21 protein-coding genes are annotated in these 20,691 nt (G+C 37.4%); 17 read left to right on the top strand and 4 right to left on the bottom strand.

Translation table 11 applies throughout. From position 1 onward, the window contains the following. Window positions 1–50: 50 nt before the first annotated feature. Together UFO1_RS22100 and UFO1_RS22095 are read left to right on the top strand one after the other, a co-directional pair. On the top strand, window positions 51–980 hold the full coding sequence (locus tag UFO1_RS22100; RefSeq protein ID WP_038674280.1) for an ABC transporter ATP-binding protein: 930 nt from the start codon (window positions 51–53) through the stop codon (window positions 978–980). Then, window positions 977–1,729, top strand: coding sequence for an ABC transporter permease (locus UFO1_RS22095; protein ID WP_038674278.1), 753 nt, complete (start codon window positions 977–979; stop codon window positions 1,727–1,729). Before UFO1_RS22100 ends, UFO1_RS22095 begins: the two co-directional genes overlap by 4 nt. A 98-nt stretch (window positions 1,730–1,827) precedes the next feature. Here the strand turns inward: UFO1_RS22095 and UFO1_RS22090 are convergent, their stop codons facing one another. Continuing rightward, window positions 1,828–2,193: a methylglyoxal synthase gene (locus UFO1_RS22090; protein WP_038674276.1), complete on the bottom strand. Its 366-nt coding sequence runs from the start codon at window positions 2,191–2,193 to the stop codon at window positions 1,828–1,830. A 249-nt stretch (window positions 2,194–2,442) separates the two neighbouring features. Here UFO1_RS22090 and UFO1_RS22085 point away from each other — a divergent pair, with 249 nt between their 5' ends. The 5 genes from UFO1_RS22085 to pdxT all read left to right on the top strand — a co-directional run bounded on the left by UFO1_RS22085 (window position 2,443) and on the right by pdxT (window position 7,268). Further along, window positions 2,443–4,179, top strand: a complete 1,737-nt coding sequence (locus UFO1_RS22085; protein ID WP_038674274.1) for a hypothetical protein — start codon at window positions 2,443–2,445, stop codon at window positions 4,177–4,179. Window positions 4,180–4,337: 158 nt separating this feature from the next. Beyond that, on the top strand, window positions 4,338–4,727 hold the full coding sequence (locus tag UFO1_RS22080) for a YkvA family protein (RefSeq protein ID WP_038674272.1): 390 nt from the start codon (window positions 4,338–4,340) through the stop codon (window positions 4,725–4,727). Window positions 4,728–4,989: 262 nt separating this feature from the next. After that, on the top strand, window positions 4,990–5,676 hold the full coding sequence (locus UFO1_RS22075; RefSeq protein ID WP_038674270.1) for an NAD(P)-binding domain-containing protein: 687 nt from the start codon (window positions 4,990–4,992) through the stop codon (window positions 5,674–5,676). Between the two features lie 116 nt (window positions 5,677–5,792). After that, a complete protein-coding gene (pdxS, locus tag UFO1_RS22070) occupies window positions 5,793–6,674 on the top strand; it encodes a pyridoxal 5'-phosphate synthase lyase subunit PdxS (RefSeq protein WP_038674267.1) in 882 nt (293 codons plus the stop codon). A 24-nt stretch (window positions 6,675–6,698) separates the two neighbouring features. Continuing rightward, the gene (pdxT, locus tag UFO1_RS22065; protein WP_038674266.1) at window positions 6,699–7,268 is read left to right on the top strand and encodes a pyridoxal 5'-phosphate synthase glutaminase subunit PdxT; all 570 of its coding nucleotides are present in this window, start codon (window positions 6,699–6,701) and stop codon (window positions 7,266–7,268) included. Window positions 7,269–7,328: 60 nt separating this feature from the next. Here pdxT and UFO1_RS22060 read toward each other — a convergent pair whose 3' ends face one another. Continuing rightward, complete coding sequence (locus UFO1_RS22060) at window positions 7,329–8,657, bottom strand: hexokinase family protein (RefSeq protein WP_038674264.1); 1,329 nt, start codon at window positions 8,655–8,657, stop codon at window positions 7,329–7,331. 155 nt (window positions 8,658–8,812) lie between these two features. Beyond that, window positions 8,813–10,306, bottom strand: a complete 1,494-nt coding sequence (locus UFO1_RS22055; protein WP_038674262.1) for a class I adenylate-forming enzyme family protein — start codon at window positions 10,304–10,306, stop codon at window positions 8,813–8,815. Window positions 10,307–10,537: 231 nt separating this feature from the next. Between UFO1_RS22055 and UFO1_RS22050 the strand changes: the two genes are divergently transcribed. The 8 genes from UFO1_RS22050 to UFO1_RS22020 all read left to right on the top strand — a co-directional run bounded on the left by UFO1_RS22050 (window position 10,538) and on the right by UFO1_RS22020 (window position 17,869). Next, a complete protein-coding gene (locus UFO1_RS22050; RefSeq protein WP_038674260.1) occupies window positions 10,538–11,392 on the top strand; it encodes a response regulator in 855 nt (284 codons plus the stop codon). Between the two features lie 2 nt (window positions 11,393–11,394). Beyond that, window positions 11,395–11,853 carry a chemotaxis protein CheX gene (locus UFO1_RS22045; RefSeq protein WP_038674259.1) on the top strand — a complete coding sequence of 153 codons (459 nt, stop codon included), beginning with the start codon at window positions 11,395–11,397 and terminating at the stop codon, window positions 11,851–11,853. 232 nt (window positions 11,854–12,085) lie between these two features. Then, entirely contained in the window at window positions 12,086–13,696 is a 1,611-nt protein-coding gene (locus UFO1_RS22040) for a nitrite/sulfite reductase (RefSeq protein ID WP_038674258.1), read from the top strand. A 112-nt stretch (window positions 13,697–13,808) separates the two neighbouring features. Continuing rightward, window positions 13,809–14,462, top strand: coding sequence for an HAD family hydrolase (locus UFO1_RS22035; RefSeq protein ID WP_038674256.1), 654 nt, complete (start codon window positions 13,809–13,811; stop codon window positions 14,460–14,462). An 81-nt stretch (window positions 14,463–14,543) separates the two neighbouring features. Then, window positions 14,544–14,690 carry a hypothetical protein gene (locus UFO1_RS25335; RefSeq protein ID WP_158442853.1) on the top strand — a complete coding sequence of 49 codons (147 nt, stop codon included), beginning with the start codon at window positions 14,544–14,546 and terminating at the stop codon, window positions 14,688–14,690. A 238-nt stretch (window positions 14,691–14,928) separates the two neighbouring features. Then, on the top strand, window positions 14,929–16,344 hold the full coding sequence (gene gnd / locus UFO1_RS22030) for a decarboxylating NADP(+)-dependent phosphogluconate dehydrogenase (RefSeq protein ID WP_038674255.1): 1,416 nt from the start codon (window positions 14,929–14,931) through the stop codon (window positions 16,342–16,344). A gap of 459 nt (window positions 16,345–16,803) precedes the next feature. After that, complete coding sequence (locus UFO1_RS22025; RefSeq protein ID WP_038674252.1) at window positions 16,804–17,415, top strand: hypothetical protein; 612 nt, start codon at window positions 16,804–16,806, stop codon at window positions 17,413–17,415. 211 nt (window positions 17,416–17,626) lie between these two features. Further along, complete coding sequence (locus tag UFO1_RS22020; protein WP_038674250.1) at window positions 17,627–17,869, top strand: hypothetical protein; 243 nt, start codon at window positions 17,627–17,629, stop codon at window positions 17,867–17,869. 145 nt (window positions 17,870–18,014) lie between these two features. On the opposite strand, the gene UFO1_RS22015 is transcribed toward UFO1_RS22020, so the two are convergent. Then, the gene (locus UFO1_RS22015) at window positions 18,015–19,511 is read right to left on the bottom strand and encodes an IMP dehydrogenase (protein ID WP_038674248.1); all 1,497 of its coding nucleotides are present in this window, start codon (window positions 19,509–19,511) and stop codon (window positions 18,015–18,017) included. A gap of 341 nt (window positions 19,512–19,852) precedes the next feature. Here UFO1_RS22015 and UFO1_RS22010 point away from each other — a divergent pair, with 341 nt between their 5' ends. Then, window positions 19,853–20,353 carry a YbhB/YbcL family Raf kinase inhibitor-like protein gene (locus UFO1_RS22010; protein ID WP_038674247.1) on the top strand — a complete coding sequence of 167 codons (501 nt, stop codon included), beginning with the start codon at window positions 19,853–19,855 and terminating at the stop codon, window positions 20,351–20,353. Between the two features lie 112 nt (window positions 20,354–20,465). Further along, a complete protein-coding gene (locus tag UFO1_RS25510; RefSeq protein ID WP_173406235.1) occupies window positions 20,466–20,627 on the top strand; it encodes a hypothetical protein in 162 nt (53 codons plus the stop codon). Window positions 20,628–20,691 lie beyond the last annotated feature (64 nt).

Genomic DNA, 20,691 nt, shown 5'->3' with positions numbered 1-20,691 from the left:
TTTCTTACTATTAATTAGGGTGGATGTAAATAGGTCATAGGAGGCTAATAATGAGTTTTGTTATTCAAGCTGAAAACTTAGCAAAGACATATGGAGGTTTTCGTGCTTTAAAGGGTATTTCTTTTGGCATTAACAAAGGAGAGTGCTTTGGTTTTCTAGGCCATAATGGGGCAGGTAAATCTACTACTATGAAAATGATATATGGACTGTCTACAGTGGATGAGGGTTTTCTTGAAATTGTTGGTGAGAGAATTCAGCCTATTACCCCACCTCATATTAAGCAGATTTTTGGCATTGTGCCACAGGAAGATAATTTAGACCCAGACTTATCTGTTATCGAAAATCTAGAGGTTTATGGCGGATATTTTGGTATTACACGTAAGAAATCAAGAGAATATGGGCAAGAGTTGTTAGAGTTCATGGGGTTAGCAGATAAAGCCGATGTAAATGTTGAGTTACTCTCTGGTGGAGCGAAACGTAGGTTAGTGATAGCTAGAGCTCTTATTAATAACCCACAAATAATTATCTTAGATGAGCCAACAACGGGTCTTGATCCCCAAGCTCGTCGTTTGGTTTGGCAAAAGCTTAGGCGTCTTAAAGAAGAGGGAGTTACCATGATTTTGACGACTCATTATATGGAAGAGGCAGCACAGCTATGTGACAGATTAGTAATTATGAATGACGGGCTAATATTAGCAGAGGGTAGTCCTGAGGAATTAACTCGCCAGTATGTATTACCCTTCGTGATAGAAGTACGAATCCCTATTGCTTTGCTGCCTTCCCAAATCAATGAGAAAATCGAAGAAATGGGCGGTAGGGCAGAGTACATTGTTGATAGCTTATTTATTTTTACTAATGATGGTAAGAGCCTATGGAATAAGCTAGGGGACCTCGGATTATCTGAGCGCGTTTGCTATCTACGACCTACTAATTTAGAAGATGTATTTTTGAAATTGACAGGGAAGAGGGACGAAGAATGAAAACGGCAGTGGGCATTTTAAAGCGTCATCTAATTGTATTTCGTCGTACTTTGTGGTCCAATACGGTATTAAATGTCTTGGAACCTTTTTTATATCTTTCAGCTATGGGGTTTGGTCTCGGGGCCTATGTACAAGATATGGGTGGCATGAGCTACATTCAGTTTATTGCACCAGGAATGGTTGCTTCTGCGGCTATGTGGGCAGCGACTTTCGAGTGTACCTACTCTAGTTTCGTTCGTTTACACTATCAGAAAACATTTCACGCCATGTTGGCTGGACCTGCGACTGTGACTGATGTAGTTATAGGTGAAGTATTATTTGGTATTGTTAAAAATATTGTCTTTGGCATTGTCATTTTAATGGTGATTGCTGCTATGGGACAAGTACAGTCGGTATGGTCTTTGTTAATTCCTCTGTTTCTTATTTTTCCTGGAGCCGTTTTTTCTTTAATGGCTTTATCATATACGGGGTTGATTAATCATATCGATTATTTGAATTATTATATTACCTTAGTAACAACACCAATGTATCTATTTGCTGGTGTTTTTTTTCCTGTCTCATCTATGCCAGGATGGATGCAGACGTTAGCTTGGCTTAATCCGCTGTATCATAGCGTGGAAGTATGTCGTGGATTAGTAGTTGGTAGTATTAGCATGGTGTTGTGGCAGCATGTTATAAGCTTGTTGATATTTACAATTATTTTAGCACCAGTACCCGTGTACTTTCTAAGAAAGCGGCTGATTAGCTAAATAAATGTATGTAATTACAAAAAATGTTCACAATAAAAAGTAGGGGTTGCGTAAAACCGCCCCTACTTTTCATTCTTTTAAAGGAATGTAAATATATATTAATCTAATGTTGAAACAAGTAAGTGTGCGCAGACTTCATTTGTAGCAACAGGCACATTATGTACATCGCAAACTCTCAGAAGTGCTGTAATATCGGGCTCATGAGGTTGTGCTGTTAAAGGGTCCCTCAAGAATATAACCAAGTCAACTTCTTGGCTAGCAATGCGTGCACCTATTTGTTGGTCACCACCCAGTGGACCAGATAGATAGGTAGTAACCTCTAATCCAGTGTTTTCCTTAATAAGACGTCCAGTAGTGGCTGTAGCCAATAAATCTTGTTTTGCTAAAATATCTCGATGTTGATTTACAAAAGCAAGCATAGATTCCTTTTTACGATCGTGGGCAATTAATGCGACGGTTTTCATGATAACACCTACCTTTTTATAGATATATAAATTATAACATAATTGGTGTTAACATTACGTTAAATTATAATGCAGGATGGCAATATATTAGAATACTTTTTCATAATATATAAGGGGAGGGTTATTTGACGCTATAAGCTCACTAATAATAAGATGGTGTTTAGTAACAATTAGAGAAGGATGAGGATAGCCTCATGGCGAATAGTGTTTTAAGGTAGTATGGTTAATATTTGCAAGGAGTGAATAAATGTGTTGCCATTTCTTATAATAGTATTTTTTGTAATCAATTTTTTATACTTCTTTATGGAAATGCCTGTATTGGCTTTCGGATTTACAGATTGGTCTAACTTAATTATTGCCTGGGGAATTGTTTTACTCTTTGTTTCGGCATTAATATTACTTAATAAATTTAGACAGTTTATTGCTAAGACAGCCTGGGGAGAACTTTTAAAAAAAATATTCCCACAATTATTTCAAGAAAGGCCACACGTTGTTGATATTGCTAATTATCAAAATAATGGACAAAATTTCAAACGTTACAAGATGCTGGGGATCGTAGGGATTATATTACTGGTAATTGGTGTAAGTAACTTATTAATTTTACCTATCTTAACGAGTGCACCGATATTGTATAGTAATTCTTACAGGGAGCTGTTAGGAGAAGTAAGCGAGAGTTCTTTTACTTCTGATATTGAGCCAATTAATTTATCTCAAATACGAATAGTAGATGATGAAACAGCCCGAAAATTAGCAGAGAAGAAGATTGGTGAAGTACCTGCATTAGGTAGTGAAGTTCAAATAGGCGAGTTATCGTTGCAGAAGGTACAGGATAAATTATATTATGTTGCTCCCCTAGAACATCGTGGTATCTTTCAATGGCTAACGAATCATAGTAAGGGGAGTAAAGGCTATGTAATGGTCTCAGCCACTAATCCGCAAGATGTACGCCTAATTCAAAATATAAACGGAAAAGAAGTATTTTTGAAATATCAAATGAGAGGCTTTCTCTTTGATTATTTGCCAAGATACGTTTACTTCAATGGTTTATTCACAATTGGTACTACGGATTATTCTTTTGAAGTTGATGATGATCTGAACCCTTACTGGGTTGTTACTTTGTATAAGAATAAAATAGGTTATCATGGTGCTGATGCAGTTGGCGCAGTTACTGTTAATGCGCAAACGGGAGAAATTGCGAGATATAGTATAGAAGATTTACCTCGTTGGGTTGACAGGGTGCAGCCTGAAGAACTTATTTATCGGCAAGTTCGTGATTGGGGTGAATATATTAATGGATTCTGGAATAGCATTTTTGCTAAAACAGGTACATTAAAGCCAACTGGTACTGATCTTCATCTTATTTATGGCAATGATGATAAGGTATATTGGTATACGGGTATTACATCTTCAGGGAAGGATGGAAGCTCTGTCGGTTTCATTTTGATTAATTCGCGTACAAAAGAAGCAAAATGGTATAAGGTATCTGGAGCTGATGAAGCAGGGGCTAAAAAATCCGCTGAAGGTCAAGTGCAGGAAAAATCGTACCGTGCAGGATATCCTATTCTATATAATATTGGCGGTGTGCCTACCTACATTGCTCCTTTAAAAGATAAAGAAGGGTTACTAAAAGCTGTTTCTTTTATTTCTGTAGAAAATTATAATTTAGTAGGCGTAGGGGCTGACATCGAAAGCAGTTTGCGAACGTATCAACAGGTATTAGCGAGTAAGGGAAATCAGTTCATTCCTAGTCAAGAAAATAAAACAATAAAATTGCAAGGTAAGATCAGTCGCATTTCCCAAGTTGTTAAAGGTGGAGATTCTTATTTCTACTTTATGTTAGAGGGCGATAATCGAATTTTTGTAGGGAGTGTTTCTACCTCACCCAAGGTTCCCTTGGCTAAAGTTGGTGACATAGTAGCTGTAACAGCGAATGATACGAGGGAAAATACATTAAGTATTAGTGAGTTTAAAGGTGAAAGTTATTAAGTAAGAGGACCATCCTTCAGCTTTTTGCAGGAGGATGGTCTTTTACTTTAATAATTTGACTTGGCTGTCGTATTCACATCAGTATATAAAATTTTTTTAGAGGGAAAGGTAGATAGGCAGCGAAAAAGTAAGATGAAGGATTTGCAGGAGGTTTTGGTATGGATGATAAAGATTATGATACATATGCAGAAAAATATTCTGAAAAGAAGTTGTTTGAAAAAATAGGGCGATTTGCTGCCAAGGCTGGTAAAAAACTGGTATATGTGGTGCTGCTTCTGTATTATACGTTGCAAAAAGACAACGTACCGATGAAGGCCAAAGCCATTATCATTGGCGTATTGGGATATTTTATTTCTCCGATAGATGCAATACCAGATATTACGCCATTTATTGGATATACGGATGACTTTGGAGCTTTGCTAGTTGCATTAGCTGTTGTGTCTGTGTATGTTGATGAAGAAGTAAAGAATAAGGCAAAGAGTAAATTAGAATCCTGGTTTGGTCCAATTAGTGAAAGTGATATAGAGGAAATTAACGCAAAATTATAAAGGGTGCTTCATGGCATTGTACTTTTGGGGATGGTTTATGAGTTATCATGAACCATCTCTTCTTTTATTTACGATATAAGATTTTTCAATGAAATTGGCATAAAAATTTTAAATAGGAGAGATAGATAATCAAGGAGAACTTGTTGATTTCTATTTTTCGTTGCTGTTGGATGTGAAATTCTAATTGGTAAGTATCAGGCTCAAGATTGTCTAATGACATAGAGTATCCAATCAGATCATAGGCTAATATTGGGGTGTTTATATGAAAATCGGTTTGGTAGGAATAGGTCGTATGGGAAGTGTGTTAGCAACTATTTTGGCAGACCATTGTGAGCTTTATTTATTTGATAAGAATACTACACGGATGAATTTGATAGCGGAAGAACTGAGGGCCTCTGTTGCCAATAATTTAAAGGAAATCGTGAAAATAAAATCAATTCTTCTAGCTTTACCTGATCGGGAAGTCATTACTTGTATTAAAGAATTGAACCAATTGAATGAACCGATTACTGTTATGAATATAGCTACAAATGTAGGGCAACATACACTTAATAGCATTGCTGCTTCCCATGTGAAATGCATATCTGTCAAATTTATCGGACATGCAGGTGAGATGGCTTTCGGAGAGAGACCAGTCATTATAGTAAATCAATCTCCCAAGGAATTAGTGCCCATAGCAGTAGAAGTTTTTCAGTTAATCGGGCAAGTAATCGTAGGTGATGCTGATGTGGTGCAAAAGATTAATACAATAGCGGCCCAAAAGGCGATTGAAGCAGCAGTAAGTATTGAAAGGGAATTAAAAGATAATAAAATCACAGATCCAGCAATAATTAAAAGCGCAATAAGACAGGTAGCCGCTGGAATAATGAAGTCCTATGCAGATGATAACCTGGGGCCCTTTGCTCAAGAAATAGTACATTCAGTACGGACTAAGCTAAATATGAAGTAAATGTAATACCACATTTATTGCAGTTTAGTTAAATGATTGCAGGAGAAAGTGTAATCATGTCGTATCTATATATAAGAAACCTATATAAATGATAGGTACAGATGGAGGTAAGATAGATGTTACAAGGAACTTTTCGTGTAAAAGCTGGTTTAGCAGAAATGCTTAAGGGTGGCGTCATTATGGACGTAACTACTCCTGAGCAAGCAAAAATTGCCGAGGAAGCTGGGGCTTGTGCTGTTATGGCATTAGAACGTGTACCAGCAGATATTCGAGCTGCAGGTGGGGTTGCTCGTATGGCGGATCCTACGATTATTCAAAGAATTATGGATGTTGTAACCATACCAGTTATGGCTAAAGTAAGAATCGGTCATTTGGTAGAAGCCCAAATCATAGAATCGTTAGGTGTAGATTATATCGATGAAAGTGAAGTATTAACTCCTGCTGACGACAAATATCATATTGATAAGCACCAATTTAAAGTTCCTTTTGTTTGTGGTGCAAAAAACCTTGGCGAAGCCTTGCGTCGTATTGGTGAAGGGGCCGCTATGATCCGAACAAAAGGCGAACCGGGAACAGGTAATGTAGTAGAGGCAGTAAAGCATATCCGCATGGTGATGAGCGAAATTCGCCAATTGCAAAACTTGCCGAATGAAGAAGTAGCTGCCTTCGCTAAGAATATTGCTGCTCCGCTAGAACTTGTTATGGAAGTTAAAAAATTAGGGCGCCTGCCAGTTGTTAATTTTGCAGCAGGCGGTATTGCGACTCCAGCAGATGCAGCCCTTATGATGCATTTGGGTTGCGATGGGATTTTTGTCGGGTCTGGTGTTTTTAAATCCGGCGATCCTGTAAAAAGAGCCAAAGCGATTGTTGCTGCCACTACGTATTACAATGACCCTAAAATTTTGGCCGAAGTTTCCCGCGATCTTGGTGAAGCTATGGTAGGGATTGAGATTTCTACCTTGCCAGAGCATGAGCGCATGCAAGAGCGTGGCTGGTAAAAGGCTAGAAGGTAGGGATAATAAATGAAGATAGGGGTTCTGGCATTACAAGGAGCTTTTCGTGAGCATTGTTGGATGCTTGAAGGCTGTGGCGCAACAGCGATTGAAATTAGAAAACCAGAAGAACTGGATGATGTAGCTGGCTTAATTATCCCTGGCGGAGAGAGCACTACCATTGGCAAGTTGATGGTCCAATGGGGATTAATGGATAAAATTAAGAGTAGAGTTAGCCAGGGTATGGCGGTCTATGGTACTTGTGCCGGTATGATTATGCTAGCGAAAGACATCATAGATAGTGATCAGCCTCGTTTAGGATTATTGGATGCTGAAGTACGTCGCAATGCTTTTGGTCGCCAACGGGAAAGTTTTGAGGCCGATATGGTGGTACCTGAATTTGGCGTAGAACCGTTAAGGGCTGTTTTTATCCGTGCACCATACATTGAAAAAGCAGGCGAAGGCGTAAAGGTTCTAGCTAAGGTAAGAGATAAAATAGTCATTGCGAGACAAGGAAAGATACTTGTAACCGCATTCCACCCGGAATTGACAGAAGATGATCGTATCCATAAATATTTTATTTCTATGATAAACGAATAGCGATAGGAAAAGAGTGATTGTTACCATTGGTATACAATCACTCTTTTGGATGAGGAAAGGTTATTCTTTTTTCATTGTAACAGCAATGGCAGTTGCGATTGCTGCACCAATACCAGAACCGTCTTTGGTGAGGCTTGTTGTTACATTCATTCCTTTGTTGCCCAGCTCTTGGGCTAAGGTTAGATTAATCGTTTCGGCGTAGCCTGGAGTCTTTTCATAAAGTGATCCATCAATAGCAATATTATGATGCTCAGCCAAGTTTGGATCCATATGATGAATAATACCTAAAAATGTGGCAGCGACTAAGCGCGCTGAGCGAGTTGACACAAAAGAAGCTATCTTTTTTAACGATTCACGATCTTCTTTTGTAGAGCCTACGATTTTAAGACTTTTTTCTAAGAATGATTTAATATTTGAGTATTCTGGAGTTTCATCTTCTAAGAGGAGTGATATATGGGCACCATTTAATATGTGAGGTGCAGTTAATGCCTCGCGGCTAGAGTTTGCTGCTAGCAGACCTTCATCAAACAAGCTGCAGGCAATGATGCGTACAAGTTCACCAATATAATGACCTGAAACCATTTTTTCAAGTCGTTGGGCACCAGGTTTTTCACTACCAGTATCTAATAACATATCGTAATGTGTAAAGGGGAGTTGATCAAAGTTACCTGATTCCATATTGATAATCATTGGCTCTTTTGTCCAGGGAGGGGAGGGTTCAAGATAAGCTGTATTATGGCCTGTGCCGCATATAGAGCCAATATCGGTGAATTGATTCGTATAAGCTGCAGCGAGTAATGTACCTACCGTATCATTGATAATAGCCTCTGGAACAACATTAGAAAGATTTTGCCTTAGCAATGCATCTTTTAGAAGAGCTGTAATATTGGCACCCTCTACGCCTGTTGTTTCAATTTCCTTCGTCCAATGAATGAGTGTGCCTGTATTTAGACCAGTTTGATCCGTGGGAAAAGAAAAGGTGTGACCTAAAGGATATATAATACCAGGTTTTACAAGAGTAGCAATTTGCTGCGCAATAAAGTCAAATAACTGTTCGGCAGTAGATTTCCCGGAAATATGATTATATGTTTCTGCTCTATCTTTAAGAGGTTTACCCCCTCGAGCGTGTACCGTGAACTGCCCCTGGCCAAATAACTCTGTTAAGAGCACTCTAACGTTAGTGCCACCAAAGTCTAAAGCTAGGAACGTACCGACTTCTTTTCCGGAAGGTTTACTTAGATAGGAAGGTAACATTTTTAGTGTGCTAGGTGATCCATGTAACCCAGCCAGCATTGATCTTTCAAAGTCATTCGCTATTTGGCGGATTTGATCGGGGGAAATGGTAAATTGCGAGGCTATCAAGTGTAACCTAGTTAACAAATTGCTCATTTTGTAAACCTCCGTAAATTGATTTATGTATATTTTCCTAAAGATATAACAGCACTTAAAAAAATTATATCATACTCAGGTCAATTTAACTGACTTTTCTCTATATATTTTAGTTAAAATTTGGATAAATCAATATGGAGGTATATAACTATAGCTTATTTATTAATTCGAGTTTCATATTGTTGCCGTAAAACAGTTTTTAAGATCTTTCCTGTAGTGTTTTTGGGTAGCGAATCAACAATAATAAATTCTTTAGGGATTTTAAAGGGGGCTAGTTTTCCTTGTAAATAAGCTTTGAGTAGCTTCTTGTCGATGATTGATTCTTCTTTAGGGACAATATAAGCATGCACAGCTGTACCATGTAGTTTATTGTGGACGCCAATTACAGCAACTTCAGATATAGTTGGATAAGCATATAAAAGTTCCTCAATCTCTCGCGGGTAAATATTCTCTCCATTGATAATAATCATATCTTTTAGGCGATCAACAATAAATAGATAACCATCTTGATCCATGTAAGCTAAGTCACCAGTATGGAGCCAGCCTTTTTGTAATGCCTTGGCCGAGTCCGCTGGTAGTTTATAATAACCTTTCATAACGTTTGGACCGTTAACGAGTAGTTCGCCAATTTCACCGGGAGGAAGATCCTCATCCTCATTTTCCTCGCTACTGATCTTTACTTTTATTCCAGGTAAAGGCTTGCCGATGGAACAAAATTTTATGTTATCGATTGGATTTAGAGATACGATGGGAGAAGCTTCCGAAAGTCCATAACCTTCCGCAATTTGTTTATCAAATTTCTTCGTAAATTGCTCTGAAATTTCTTGAGGCAAGGAAGAGCCACCTGAGACATAAAGTCTGACATGGGAGAAATCATCTTTTGTCGCCCATTGGGAAAAGAGTCTAAACATGTTGGGAATACCAAAAATAATGGTTAAAGCATTGTCTCGAATCATAGAAATTGTATCTCTAATTAGAAAGTTTTCTAAAACTGCAATAGAGCAGCCGTTGAGTAAAGGGGTCAAAACCGCGGCAGTCCAGGCAAAACAGTGATACATAGGTAAAACGCAAAGTATACGATCAGAAGGCTGATAGGTAAAAACCTGTGAAAATGCTTGGGCATTGCTGACAAGATTTTTATGAGTCAACATAGCACCTTTCGGCTGACCAGTAGTACCTGAAGTATAGATAATTGTGCATATCTCATCCTCATGAATGCTTTGAGGTACAGGGGCTGGAGGGATATTTAGATTATTAATGGCCTTAGAAATTTCAGGAATGAGAAGTTGAATTATTTTTTCTGGATAGTCATATGTAGCAAGTTCAGTATCCAAATCCAATGTAGTCATTGTAATTAACTTTTTTATATTTGCATTATAGATTACATAGGCAACTTCTCGTGGGACAAGCTGAAAGTTGAGAGGAACTATAACTGCACCTAAGCTGGTAATTGCTAAATAGCAGTAAATAAAATCAACGGAGTTTTTAGAAAATAAGCCAACGTTTTCTCCGGAACGAATACCTTGCTGGTAGAAAAAGTCCCTATATTTTGCAACCGCGTCTTCCGCTTGACCATAGGTAATTGGTGTCTTTTCTAAAAAGGCGATTTGATCTTTGTCACCTTTTTGGATAATATCATGAACAAGCATAAAGTCCTCCTTGATACCAAAGTTATAAAATAATAGTAACCCATAACCCTTTATTGGTAAAGTGTGTAAGTTTTATAATATTCAAGAGCCATAACTGAATAAATGATAAAAAAATGTAATTTTATAGGGAAAGGTGGAATATGACGCAGGTAAAAAGGAAATCTAAGAGAATAGATATATAGTATAAAATAGCAATGAGAAGGGTCTAAAAATTGTGTTGGTGGTGAAAGTATGGATAAAGTTCGTGTGTTGGTAGTGGATGATTCTCCTTTTAGCCAAAGATTAATTAAAGATGCTTTGGCAAATTCCCATTATGAAGTATGTAGCTATGCCGGTACAGGTAGCGAGGGAATAACTCAATATCGCGAGCTACGTCCTGCTGTAGTGACCATGGACTTAACGTTACCTGATATGGATGGATTGGAATGCTGCAGAGAAATATTAACGATTGATCCAAATGCTAAAGTAGTTGTAGTAAGTGCTATGAAGGATGAAGCAATTATCACTAAAGGAACAGCAATTGGCGTAAAGGCGTTCTTCCAAAAACCAGTAAAATCAGATGAATTGTTAGCGGGGCTACGTGATATCTTGGATGCTGGAGAGAAGGATAATGCTGACAAGGATCAATATCTGAAATATTTTATTACAGCTTTTAAGCAGAATATTATAGATATGACTGGAATGGATGCTAGCGATATAACTCAAACTCCTGGTCATAAGTTAGAGTCACATGGGTTAGCAGTTATTATTGGTATTACAGGAAGCCATCCAGGAAAATTTGTCTTAGATTTATCCATGTCTGTTGCAGAAGAACTTTCTAAGAAATTATTAGGGACAGATGTAGTAGCAAGTGAAGATGTATTTAATAGTATTGCTGAATTAGCCAATATTATTGCAGGGCATAGTGTTTCTCAAATTAATAATTTGTTACGAGATAAAGAATTTGAGCTTCGGTTGACACCACCAAGTATTTTAATCGGTGAGTCAGTTGCAATTATTAATCCTAAAATGGCTTCTAATACAGTCACAACCCAGACAATTATTGGCTCATTACATATGAATGTTGGGTTCGTTGGAGGGAAATAATCTTGGATGTAAAAATGATCAATCCATTTATTGATGCAATTATGACGATAATGCCTCAACTAGGCTTTCAAAATATTGTAAAGGGTAAACTTTCTGTTGGTGATCAGTTTGTTGAGAGTAAAGGGATTACGGTACTAGTAGGGTTGACAGATCAATTGCGAGGCAATATTGCTTATAATTTGAAAGAAGAAACTGCCATGCAAATTGCTTCAAAAATGATGATGGGAATGCCTGTTACTTCTCTAGATGAATTAGCCCAAAGTGCAATTTCTGAATTGACAAATATGGTTACAGGAAATGCGGCAACCAATTTTGAAAAAGAAGGACTAAGGGTAGATATTTCACCACCAAGTATAGTTGTTGGAGAAAACTTCAAAGTGAAGGTTAGTAGTACGAAATTTCTGGTAGTTGAAATGGTGGCAGATTCGTTAGTCATTGAGCTAAACATTGGAATTGGATAAAACAGAGCAATCTGATTTGACATTATAGTTTCTGCGTGCTATAGTAAAAAAAATAATAGTTAGCTGATTGGAAAACCAAAGGCTTAAGGACGGCTTCTCTACAGTGGGAGGAATCCTTAGCCTTTTTTTGCGGAATCAGAAAGTATATTCTTATAATGTATTAAAAATCTTAGAACCCTGTATTTGTGATCATTAATTTTCAAAAGATAAAGAAAAGTGGAGGTTTTTTTTAATGCAAAAATGGAGTCAAGATGTTACTAAGCTAAATCATGTTGAGATCGCCAAATTAGAAAAAGATGGGTTAGATGTTATTCAAAGTTTGGACAAATATGCCAAAGAGGGCTTTGCCGCGATTACTGCGGATGATTTTGACCGCTTCAAATGGTTAGGACTTTATGTACAAAGGCCTAAGACGGATGAGTTTTTTATGCTTAGGGTCAAAATTCCTGGTGGAGTCCTTACTGCAAAACAAGCGAGGGTAATTGCAGAGATATCAAAAAAACATGGGCGGGAATTACTTGATATTACAAGTCGTCATTCCATTCAATTTCATTGGATAAGGGTACAAAGCTTACCAGATATTTTTGAAAAGTTAGCAGATGTTGGCCTTACGACAGTCGCGGCAGCTGGTGACTGCCCGAGAAATATTGTCAGCAGTCCTTTAGCAGGGATTGACCCTGATGAAATTTTTGATGCTAGCATGATTGTTCGCGAGTTGAATCGTTTCTTTGAGTACAATCGAGATTTCTCTAACTTACCAAGAAAATTTAAAATTTCCATTACGACAGCTCCTCACAATTCAATCCATGCAGAGATCAATGATGTTGCCTTTACTCCTGCCCAGAAAGAATTACATGGAAAAATAGTACAAGGCTTTCACGTAGCAGTTGGCGGCGGCTTATCAGCAGAACCACAGTTGGCTAAAGATGTAGATATTTTTGTTCGTCCTGAAGAAGTTCTGAAAGTTTCGGCAGCTGTTGCCACTATTTTCCGTGATTACGGTTACCGTGAAAAACGTAATCATTCAAGACTAAAATTTTTGGTTGCTGACTGGGGCATGGAAAAATTTACAGAAGAATTACTTAAGATTACAGGACCATTTGTAACAAGAGGTACTGATTTGACACGTAACTGGAACAAGGGCTTTTTCCACGGAGTTCATAAGCAGAAGCAGTCTGGTCTTTCTTATGTTGGCTTAACAATACCTGCGGGAAGAATGAGTGCAAGTGAGCTAGAAAAAATAGCAGGGTTAGCGGATGCTTATGGTGATGGAGAAATAAGAACTACCAACTCACAAGATATTGTTCTGATCAATATTCCTGATCAAAAGCTAGAAGGCCTATTGACAGAGGAAATCGTAAATAAATTTTCTCCCGACTCTCAATCCTTCCTTGCTACTGCAGTTACCTGTACAGGAAAAGAATTTTGTCCTTTTGCTGTGGCAGAAACGAAGCACAGCATACAAGAAATTGCTCAATATTTGGACGAACATATTTCTCTTGAGGAACCCATTCGTCTTAGCATCAGCGGATGCAAAAACTCTTGTGGACAGCCGCAAATTTCTGATATTGGACTGCAAGGGAATGTAGTATTAGTTGATGGCAAAGCAATCGAAAGCTTTGAAGTATGGCTTGGTGGGATACTAGGACCTTCTGCTTCCTTTGCGACGAAATTGTCAGGGCTTGTGACAAAAGAAAAGGTTGGTCAAGCCTTAGTCGAAATGATTGGGTTCTACAAAGAAAATAAGGTCAAGGCTGAATCTTTTACTGACTTTGTCAACCGTATTGGTTTTGGGGCGCTCCAAGATAAGTTAAACGCCTTTGTTGTTAATAAAACAGCTTGATAATATAAACCTGCAGAATATATTCTGCAGGTTTATATTTTTTACTTGACAGTTAGCTGTTGTGAGCTATATTTTATAGTTAGTTTAAATGGAGGAGAAGGGTGGTACTACTATGTATGAAGTAATATTATTTGACCTTGACGGCACATTGACAGATCCTAAAGTGGGCATTACATTGTCCGTTCAATATGCGCTAGAAAAAATGGGGATTTATGAAGAAGATGCGGAAAAACTGACACCTTTCATTGGACCACCCTTATTAAGTGCTTTCAAGGAGTTTTATCATATGAATGATGAGGAAGCTACCTTGGCTATTTCTTACTATCGAGAAAGGTTTTCAAAAGTCGGATTATATGAAAATGAAGTTTACCTAGGTATTAGAGAATTGCTTGCGGAGCTAAAGAAACAAGGAAAAAAACTGATTGTAGCAACTTCTAAGCCAACCGTATTTTCCGTAAAAATTTTGGAACACTTCGACTTACTCCACTTTTTTACTGCTGTTATCGGGAGTAATCTGGATGGCACGAGGACCGAAAAAGGCGATGTGATAGAATTTGCTCTGCAAGATCAAAATCTTAAAGAACGAGAAAGGATTATTATGGTCGGTGATCGCAAGCATGATGTAATCGGCGCTAAGAAAAATGGTATAGATGTTATTGCAGTTGCGTATGGATATGGTAGCCAGGAAGAATTAGTTACTGCCGAGCCGAATCATATGGTTTCGTCAGTGGGTGAACTTTTTAATCTGCTGAAATTTATTTCTTAATATAAAAAAAACGGTTATATTTTTTAAGGATAATGGAATTCTATTTCTATAGATTAAAATCATGAAAGGAGAGTTTATCATATGAGGAATATAAAGGACGAACTTCATCAATGGATTGATAGCCTATCTGACTATGATGCAGTAAAGGTACAGCAATTTATTACTCCTTTTGTTCCCGAATTTCACTACGAACCAAAGGATGAAATTGAATATGATAAACAGGAATAGAATTTCTAATTATCGTAATTCTTCATGATTTTGCGTGTAAAGTGAATAAGGTCTCTACCTGCTTATAAGGACTTGGTGCAACCAAGTCTTTTCTTATAAAGTTGCAATGAATGGAATAAATGCCCCGAAATTAACAATAAAAAGGATTATATTTTCTTGACTTGCAGGTATTCTCGGAAACATACGAGAATAATACAGTATTAATTAGATACGAAGACTTGCAGTGGGAGGTAGAAACATGGAAAAGGCATATGATATAGGGTTGATCGGTTTAGCAGTAATGGGTGAAAACCTAGTCATGAATATGGCAAACAAAGGTTTTGGTGTAGTTGTTTATAACCGCACCACAAGCAAGGTAGACAATTTTCTTCAACGTAATTCTGGGAAAAAGCTTGGTGGGGCGCATTCTATCGAGGAACTGACAAAACTATTAACTAAGCCCCGTAAGATTATGCTGATGGTTAAGGCAGGAAAACCTGTTGATGACATGATTGCAGAGTTGCTACCTTATTTAGAGCAAGGCGATATTATTATTGATGGGGGAAATTCTTTTTTTGAAGATACCCGCAGGAGGTTTACGGAGTTATCTCGCCAAGGTATTCGATTTATTGGTATGGGAGTATCTGGTGGAGAAGAGGGTGCATTAAAGGGGCCTAGTTTGATGCCAGGAGCCGAGCTATCTGCCTACCAAGAAATTGCACCTATTTTTACTGCTATAGCCGCACAGGTGGCTGACGGTCCATGTTGCGCTTATGTAGGTACTGACGGTGCTGGACATTACGTTAAGATGGTACATAATGGTATAGAATATGGAGATATGCAGCTCATTAGTGAGGCATATTATATAATGAAAATTGCCTTAGGCTTATCAGCTGAGGAACTATACGAAGTATTTGATGAGTGGAACAAAGGAGATCTAGATTCTTACCTCATTGAAATTACTAGGGACATTTTTCTGCAAAAAGACGAACAAACAGGCAGGCCCCTGGTAGAAATGATTCTTGATAAAGCGGGACAAAAGGGAACGGGCAAGTGGACTTCGAAGTGCGCTTTGGATTTAGGCGTACCCACACCAACAATTACAGAAGCGGTATTCGCCCGTTGCATGTCAGCCTACAAAGAAGAACGAGTGGTAGCTTCTAGCCTTCTAAAAGGACCAAGTAGTGATAAATATCTAGGAGATAAGCAAAAATTTATTCAAGCCATTCATGATGCCTTGTACGCTTCTAAAATTTGCTCCTATGCCCAGGGATTTGCCCTACTAAAGGCAGCGGACAAAGAATATAGCTGGAATTTAAATTATGGCGATATTGCCCTTCTTTGGCGTGGCGGCTGCATTATTAGGGCTCAATTTTTAGATCGGATCAAAGAATCCTTTCAGCGGGATGGGAGTCTTCCCAATTTATTACTTGCCCCTTATTTTCAAGACGCTTTAGGCCGAGTCCAGGATAACTGGAGACTGACAGTCAAGAATTGTAAAGAATTGGGGATACCAACTCCTGCCTTTAGCGCTTCTTTAGACTATTATGATAGCTATCGCCGAGCTGTACTTCCTTCAAATCTAATTCAAGCACAGAGAGATTATTTCGGTGCTCATACCTATGAAAGAATTGATCGATCAGGCAGCTTTCATACAGAGTGGATTAAAAAATAAGTAATATAGCCCACAACCGTACCAGATGATTGGTACGGTTGTGGGCTTATTTACAAGGCTAAAGCTTTAATTTAATAAGGATAATATCATGCCAAACATATGTAAGATATATTGAGCATGACGCAGAATCGAAAGAGTGAGGACAATATTAAAGATAGTGATATTGATGATGGTGAAGTTTCTATCTAATGATGTAGAAAATTGGCAGGGATTTTATTCCCTTATAGCAAATAGATGTCTAAAAGGTTTTTATAGAGAGTTAAAATTTTTATACTTCCTCAGAGTATGGGCTAGGTTCGAATGAGTATAAAATTTTTTATTGATAAATGTAAGAATATTTTGACTTGAAAATAATAAATTGATTGATTTCATCCTTGTTTTTCTAGTATATATTACAAAATTAAATGAACAGGATGATGCGGCCAAAAAACAAATTTTATAAAGTAGGGCGGTGGAGATATGCTAGAAAAGCTAAACTTATCAGGTGAACTAGATGAAAGTTTTGCAGCATTTGTTTTGAAGACGATGCCCCTGCCTGTAATGATTGTAAATAAAGAAGTTAAAGTTTGGGCAATCAACGAAGCAGCCCAACAGCTTCTTTGTATTTCAAGTGGAGGAGCCTATCTACGTAAATGTGGGGACGTTTTGAAATGTGTCAATGCTACAAGGGGATCAGAGGGGTGTGGTGAATTACCTATCTGCTCAAGATGCGTATTGCGTAAAAGTGTTCTTGAAGCTTTTGAAGGGAGAGTTGTTTCTCGTAACAAAGGACACTTTCACACTCTTGTTAATGGAGAGGTTATCAGGTTAACGCTTTTAGTGACTGCATCTCCTATAATATGCGAAAATATCCAGATGGTTATTGTGCTTGCAGAAGATATATCTCTCATTACCCAGCTACAAGGTTTGATTCCTATCTGCTCCGTATGCCATCACATTCGTGATGATAAAGGGGAATGGATGGCTCTAGAAAAGTATCTCATGCTACATGCAGAAGCAGAGTTGACTCATGATTTTTGTCCAATTTGCTGTGAAAAAATGCGGGAAAAGCATGCATTGAGTAAAAAATAGATCTGAAGTACAATCTCCGCCCTTCTTTTATTAAGTTACTAGCAAGGTAGGGGGAATAACTATTATTATAAGAGAATTCCATTTATGACTACTATCTTAGAAAAAACGTAATCCTTTAAAATTTTTTTGTGGTTCTCTACCTTTTGATAGAAGCAATTAGAAAGCAACTACATTATGATATAGTTATTGAAGTAAGATGGGGGTAGGATAAATGTCAATATGGCTAATTAAAATGGATTCTAGAGACTTTGAACAATATCGAAAAAGACTAGTTAATAGAGGCTTTATTCCCACTAATTATTTTTCTGCTAATGGATTTAACATAAAGAAAATGAGAGAACTTGCTTTGGCTGGGAAAGTCGACGCTATGCAATGTGTCGTTGGAAAATCCGTTAGATGGTATTACTCTGAAGATCAGGCTGAATTGGCACGTCTTAGAGGGGAACTCTCTTAAAAGAATAAGCATAAGTGACTCTTAAAAGTATATATAGCAAAAAAATAAGAAACACCTGCCAACGTTTGGAAGGTGTTTCTTATTTTTTTGGAAGTACAGAGTACACATCGCTAAATAATTTTATTTTCAGGAAGTAGTAGCAAGTTTAATAGTTGTTTTCCTTCAAGATAACATCATGAGCGCCACCTTCTACAATGCTTGTAGAAGACACCAGAGTAATTCTTGCGGTTCTTTGCAGTTCTTTAATCGAGATAGCTCCGCAGCTACACATTGTTGATTTTATTTTACTTAAAGTAACATCAATATTATCTTTCAGTTTACCAGCATAGGGTACATAGCTATCTACGCCTTCTTCAAATTTAAGATTACTTCCTTCGCCAAAATCATAACGTTGCCAGTTACGAGCGCGTTTTGAACCTTCCCCCCAATATTCTTTAACATAGTTATTGCCAAGTTTGGTTTTAGGAGCAGGACTTTCATCAAATCTTGCGAAATATCGTCCCATCATAATAAAGTCAGCACCCATTGCTAGAGCTAATACGGTATGGTAGTCATGCACAACTCCGCCATCTGAACAAATTGGAATATAGATGCCTGTTTCTTTAAAATAATCGTCTCTAGCCTGGGCAACTTCTATAATTGCAGAAGCTTGTCCTCTACCGATTCCTTTAGTTTCCCTAGTTATGCAGATTGATCCACCGCCGATTCCAACCTTTACAAAGTCAGCACCTGCTTCAACAAAGTACATAAACCCTTCTTTGTCGACCACATTCCCGCCGCCGATTTTAACAGTATCCTTATATTCTTCTTTTATATATTTTATTGTTTCTGATTGCCATTCACTAAAGCCGTCAGAAGAATCGACACATAAAACATCCACGCCAGCTTTAACTAAAGCAGGTACTCTTTCTTTATAATCTCTTGTGTTTATACCCGCGCCAACCATATGTCTCTTCTCAGAGTCTAAAAGCTCTAAGGGATTTTGTTTGTGATCTTCATAGTCTTTTCTAAAAACGAAATATACTAATTGTTGTTTATCATTTATAATTGGTAAACAGTGAAGTTTACGCTCCCAAATTATATCATTTGCTTCTTTTAGACTAGTATTAACTGTACTAACAATAAGCTTTGAAAAAGGGGTCATGAATTCTTTAATTTTTTTATTTAAAGAATCCCTGCTGGTTCTATAATCTCTACTGGTGACAATCCCTAATAATTTAGTAGCTAGTGTTCCATCTTCTGTAATTGCGATGGTAGCATGTCCCGTTTTTTCTTTTAATTCAATAACGTCTTTTACAGTATGTTCTGGAGATAGATTCGCATTGCTGACTACAAAACCAGCTTTGAAATTCTTTACTCTTTTTACCATTTCTGTTTGTCTTTCTATGGATTGAGAACCGAAAATAAAGGATAATCCTCCGCATTTGGAAAGAGCAATTGCTAGATTATCATCGGATACAGATTGCATGATTGCAGAAACAAATGGGATATTTATTTCAATAGGAGGTTTCTCATCCTTTTTAAATTTTACAATAGGAGTTTTTAAGTTAACGTTGCTAGGGATACAATCTTTTCTTGTAAGATTAGGTACAAGAAGATATTCACTAAAAGTTCTAGAAACTTCTTCATAATAAAATGCCATATTATTTCACTGCCGCCTTCTTATATAAATTTTTACCATCTTATCAAAGTTAATAAGTACTGTCAACTGACTTATTGTTATTTTAGTTTTTAATTATAGAATTCTATAGTAAAAGAAATTAATATTCTTGATTAGAGGGTAGATGATTGGATTGTAATTTGATTACCATTTTAGATTAGGTTATTTTACAGAAATGGGCATAATTAGAAGATAGTCGAAGTTAGATGAGACTAATATAAGCTGTAAGTAAGGCGCAACAGAGAAATGAATTCTTACTGAAGGTGATAGAGGGAATAATGAGGAACTAATATAAATCACTAAAGAAAATAGGAGGTTGTATTATGATTGTTACGAGCAGTGGTATTGTGAATGGCATCATAGACAAAAAGTACGGAAAATATGGGGAACAATTTTATAAAGGCATGCCGACCCTTTCTTTGCCACTAGAGATTAAAGAGTATCCCTCCAATGTAAAAACCTTTGCCATTCTTATGGAGGATAAAGATGCCATACCGCCAACGGGATTTTCTTGGATACATTGGTCTGTTGCTAATTTAGTTGAAGATTCACTTGGTGAAAATGTAAGTGTGAATGCAAGAGAGTTCGTCCAAGGAACAAATAGCTGGTCGAGTGGATTACTCTCTGAACCTTTAAATCGTTACGAAGCTGCTAGGTTTGGTGGGCCGATGCCTCCCGATAAACCCCATACTTATGAAATACATGTATTTGCTCTTGATCGATCCTTAGATTTGCAAGATGGGTTTTATGTAAATGAACTTTACAAGGCGATGGAAGGCCATATACTCGCTCAATATACCCTAAAAGGAATTTATTATAATTAAAGAGTTGGTTTAGATATGGTTAGGCCTTATAAAAAAGGGATCTTTTGCATATACTTCTATAGAAGTAAACTGTATATACCGTTTTGCAAACTACTTGGCAAAGGAGAATACTATGACTAAAAAAATGATTTCTTATACCTTACCTCAGGAAGAACTAGAGAATTTGCTATCATCTGCATATGGCACAAAAATTGAGCCAGTAGATGCAAAGCAACTCGCGAAACAAAAAATGAATCAGCAAAGAGCAAGGCAATTAGAAAAAAGGAGTGTGTAACTCTTAACAAACAAGCACCATTCTTTATAGAATGATGCTTGTTTGCTATAACATAGTCCAAAGA

It is taken from the genome of Pelosinus sp. UFO1 (assembly GCF_000725345.1).
Taxonomy (GTDB): Bacteria; Bacillota; Negativicutes; order DSM-13327; family DSM-13327; genus Pelosinus.
Note: the sequence above shows the minus strand (reverse complement) of the source record. Positions and strands in the feature narration are given on the sequence as shown.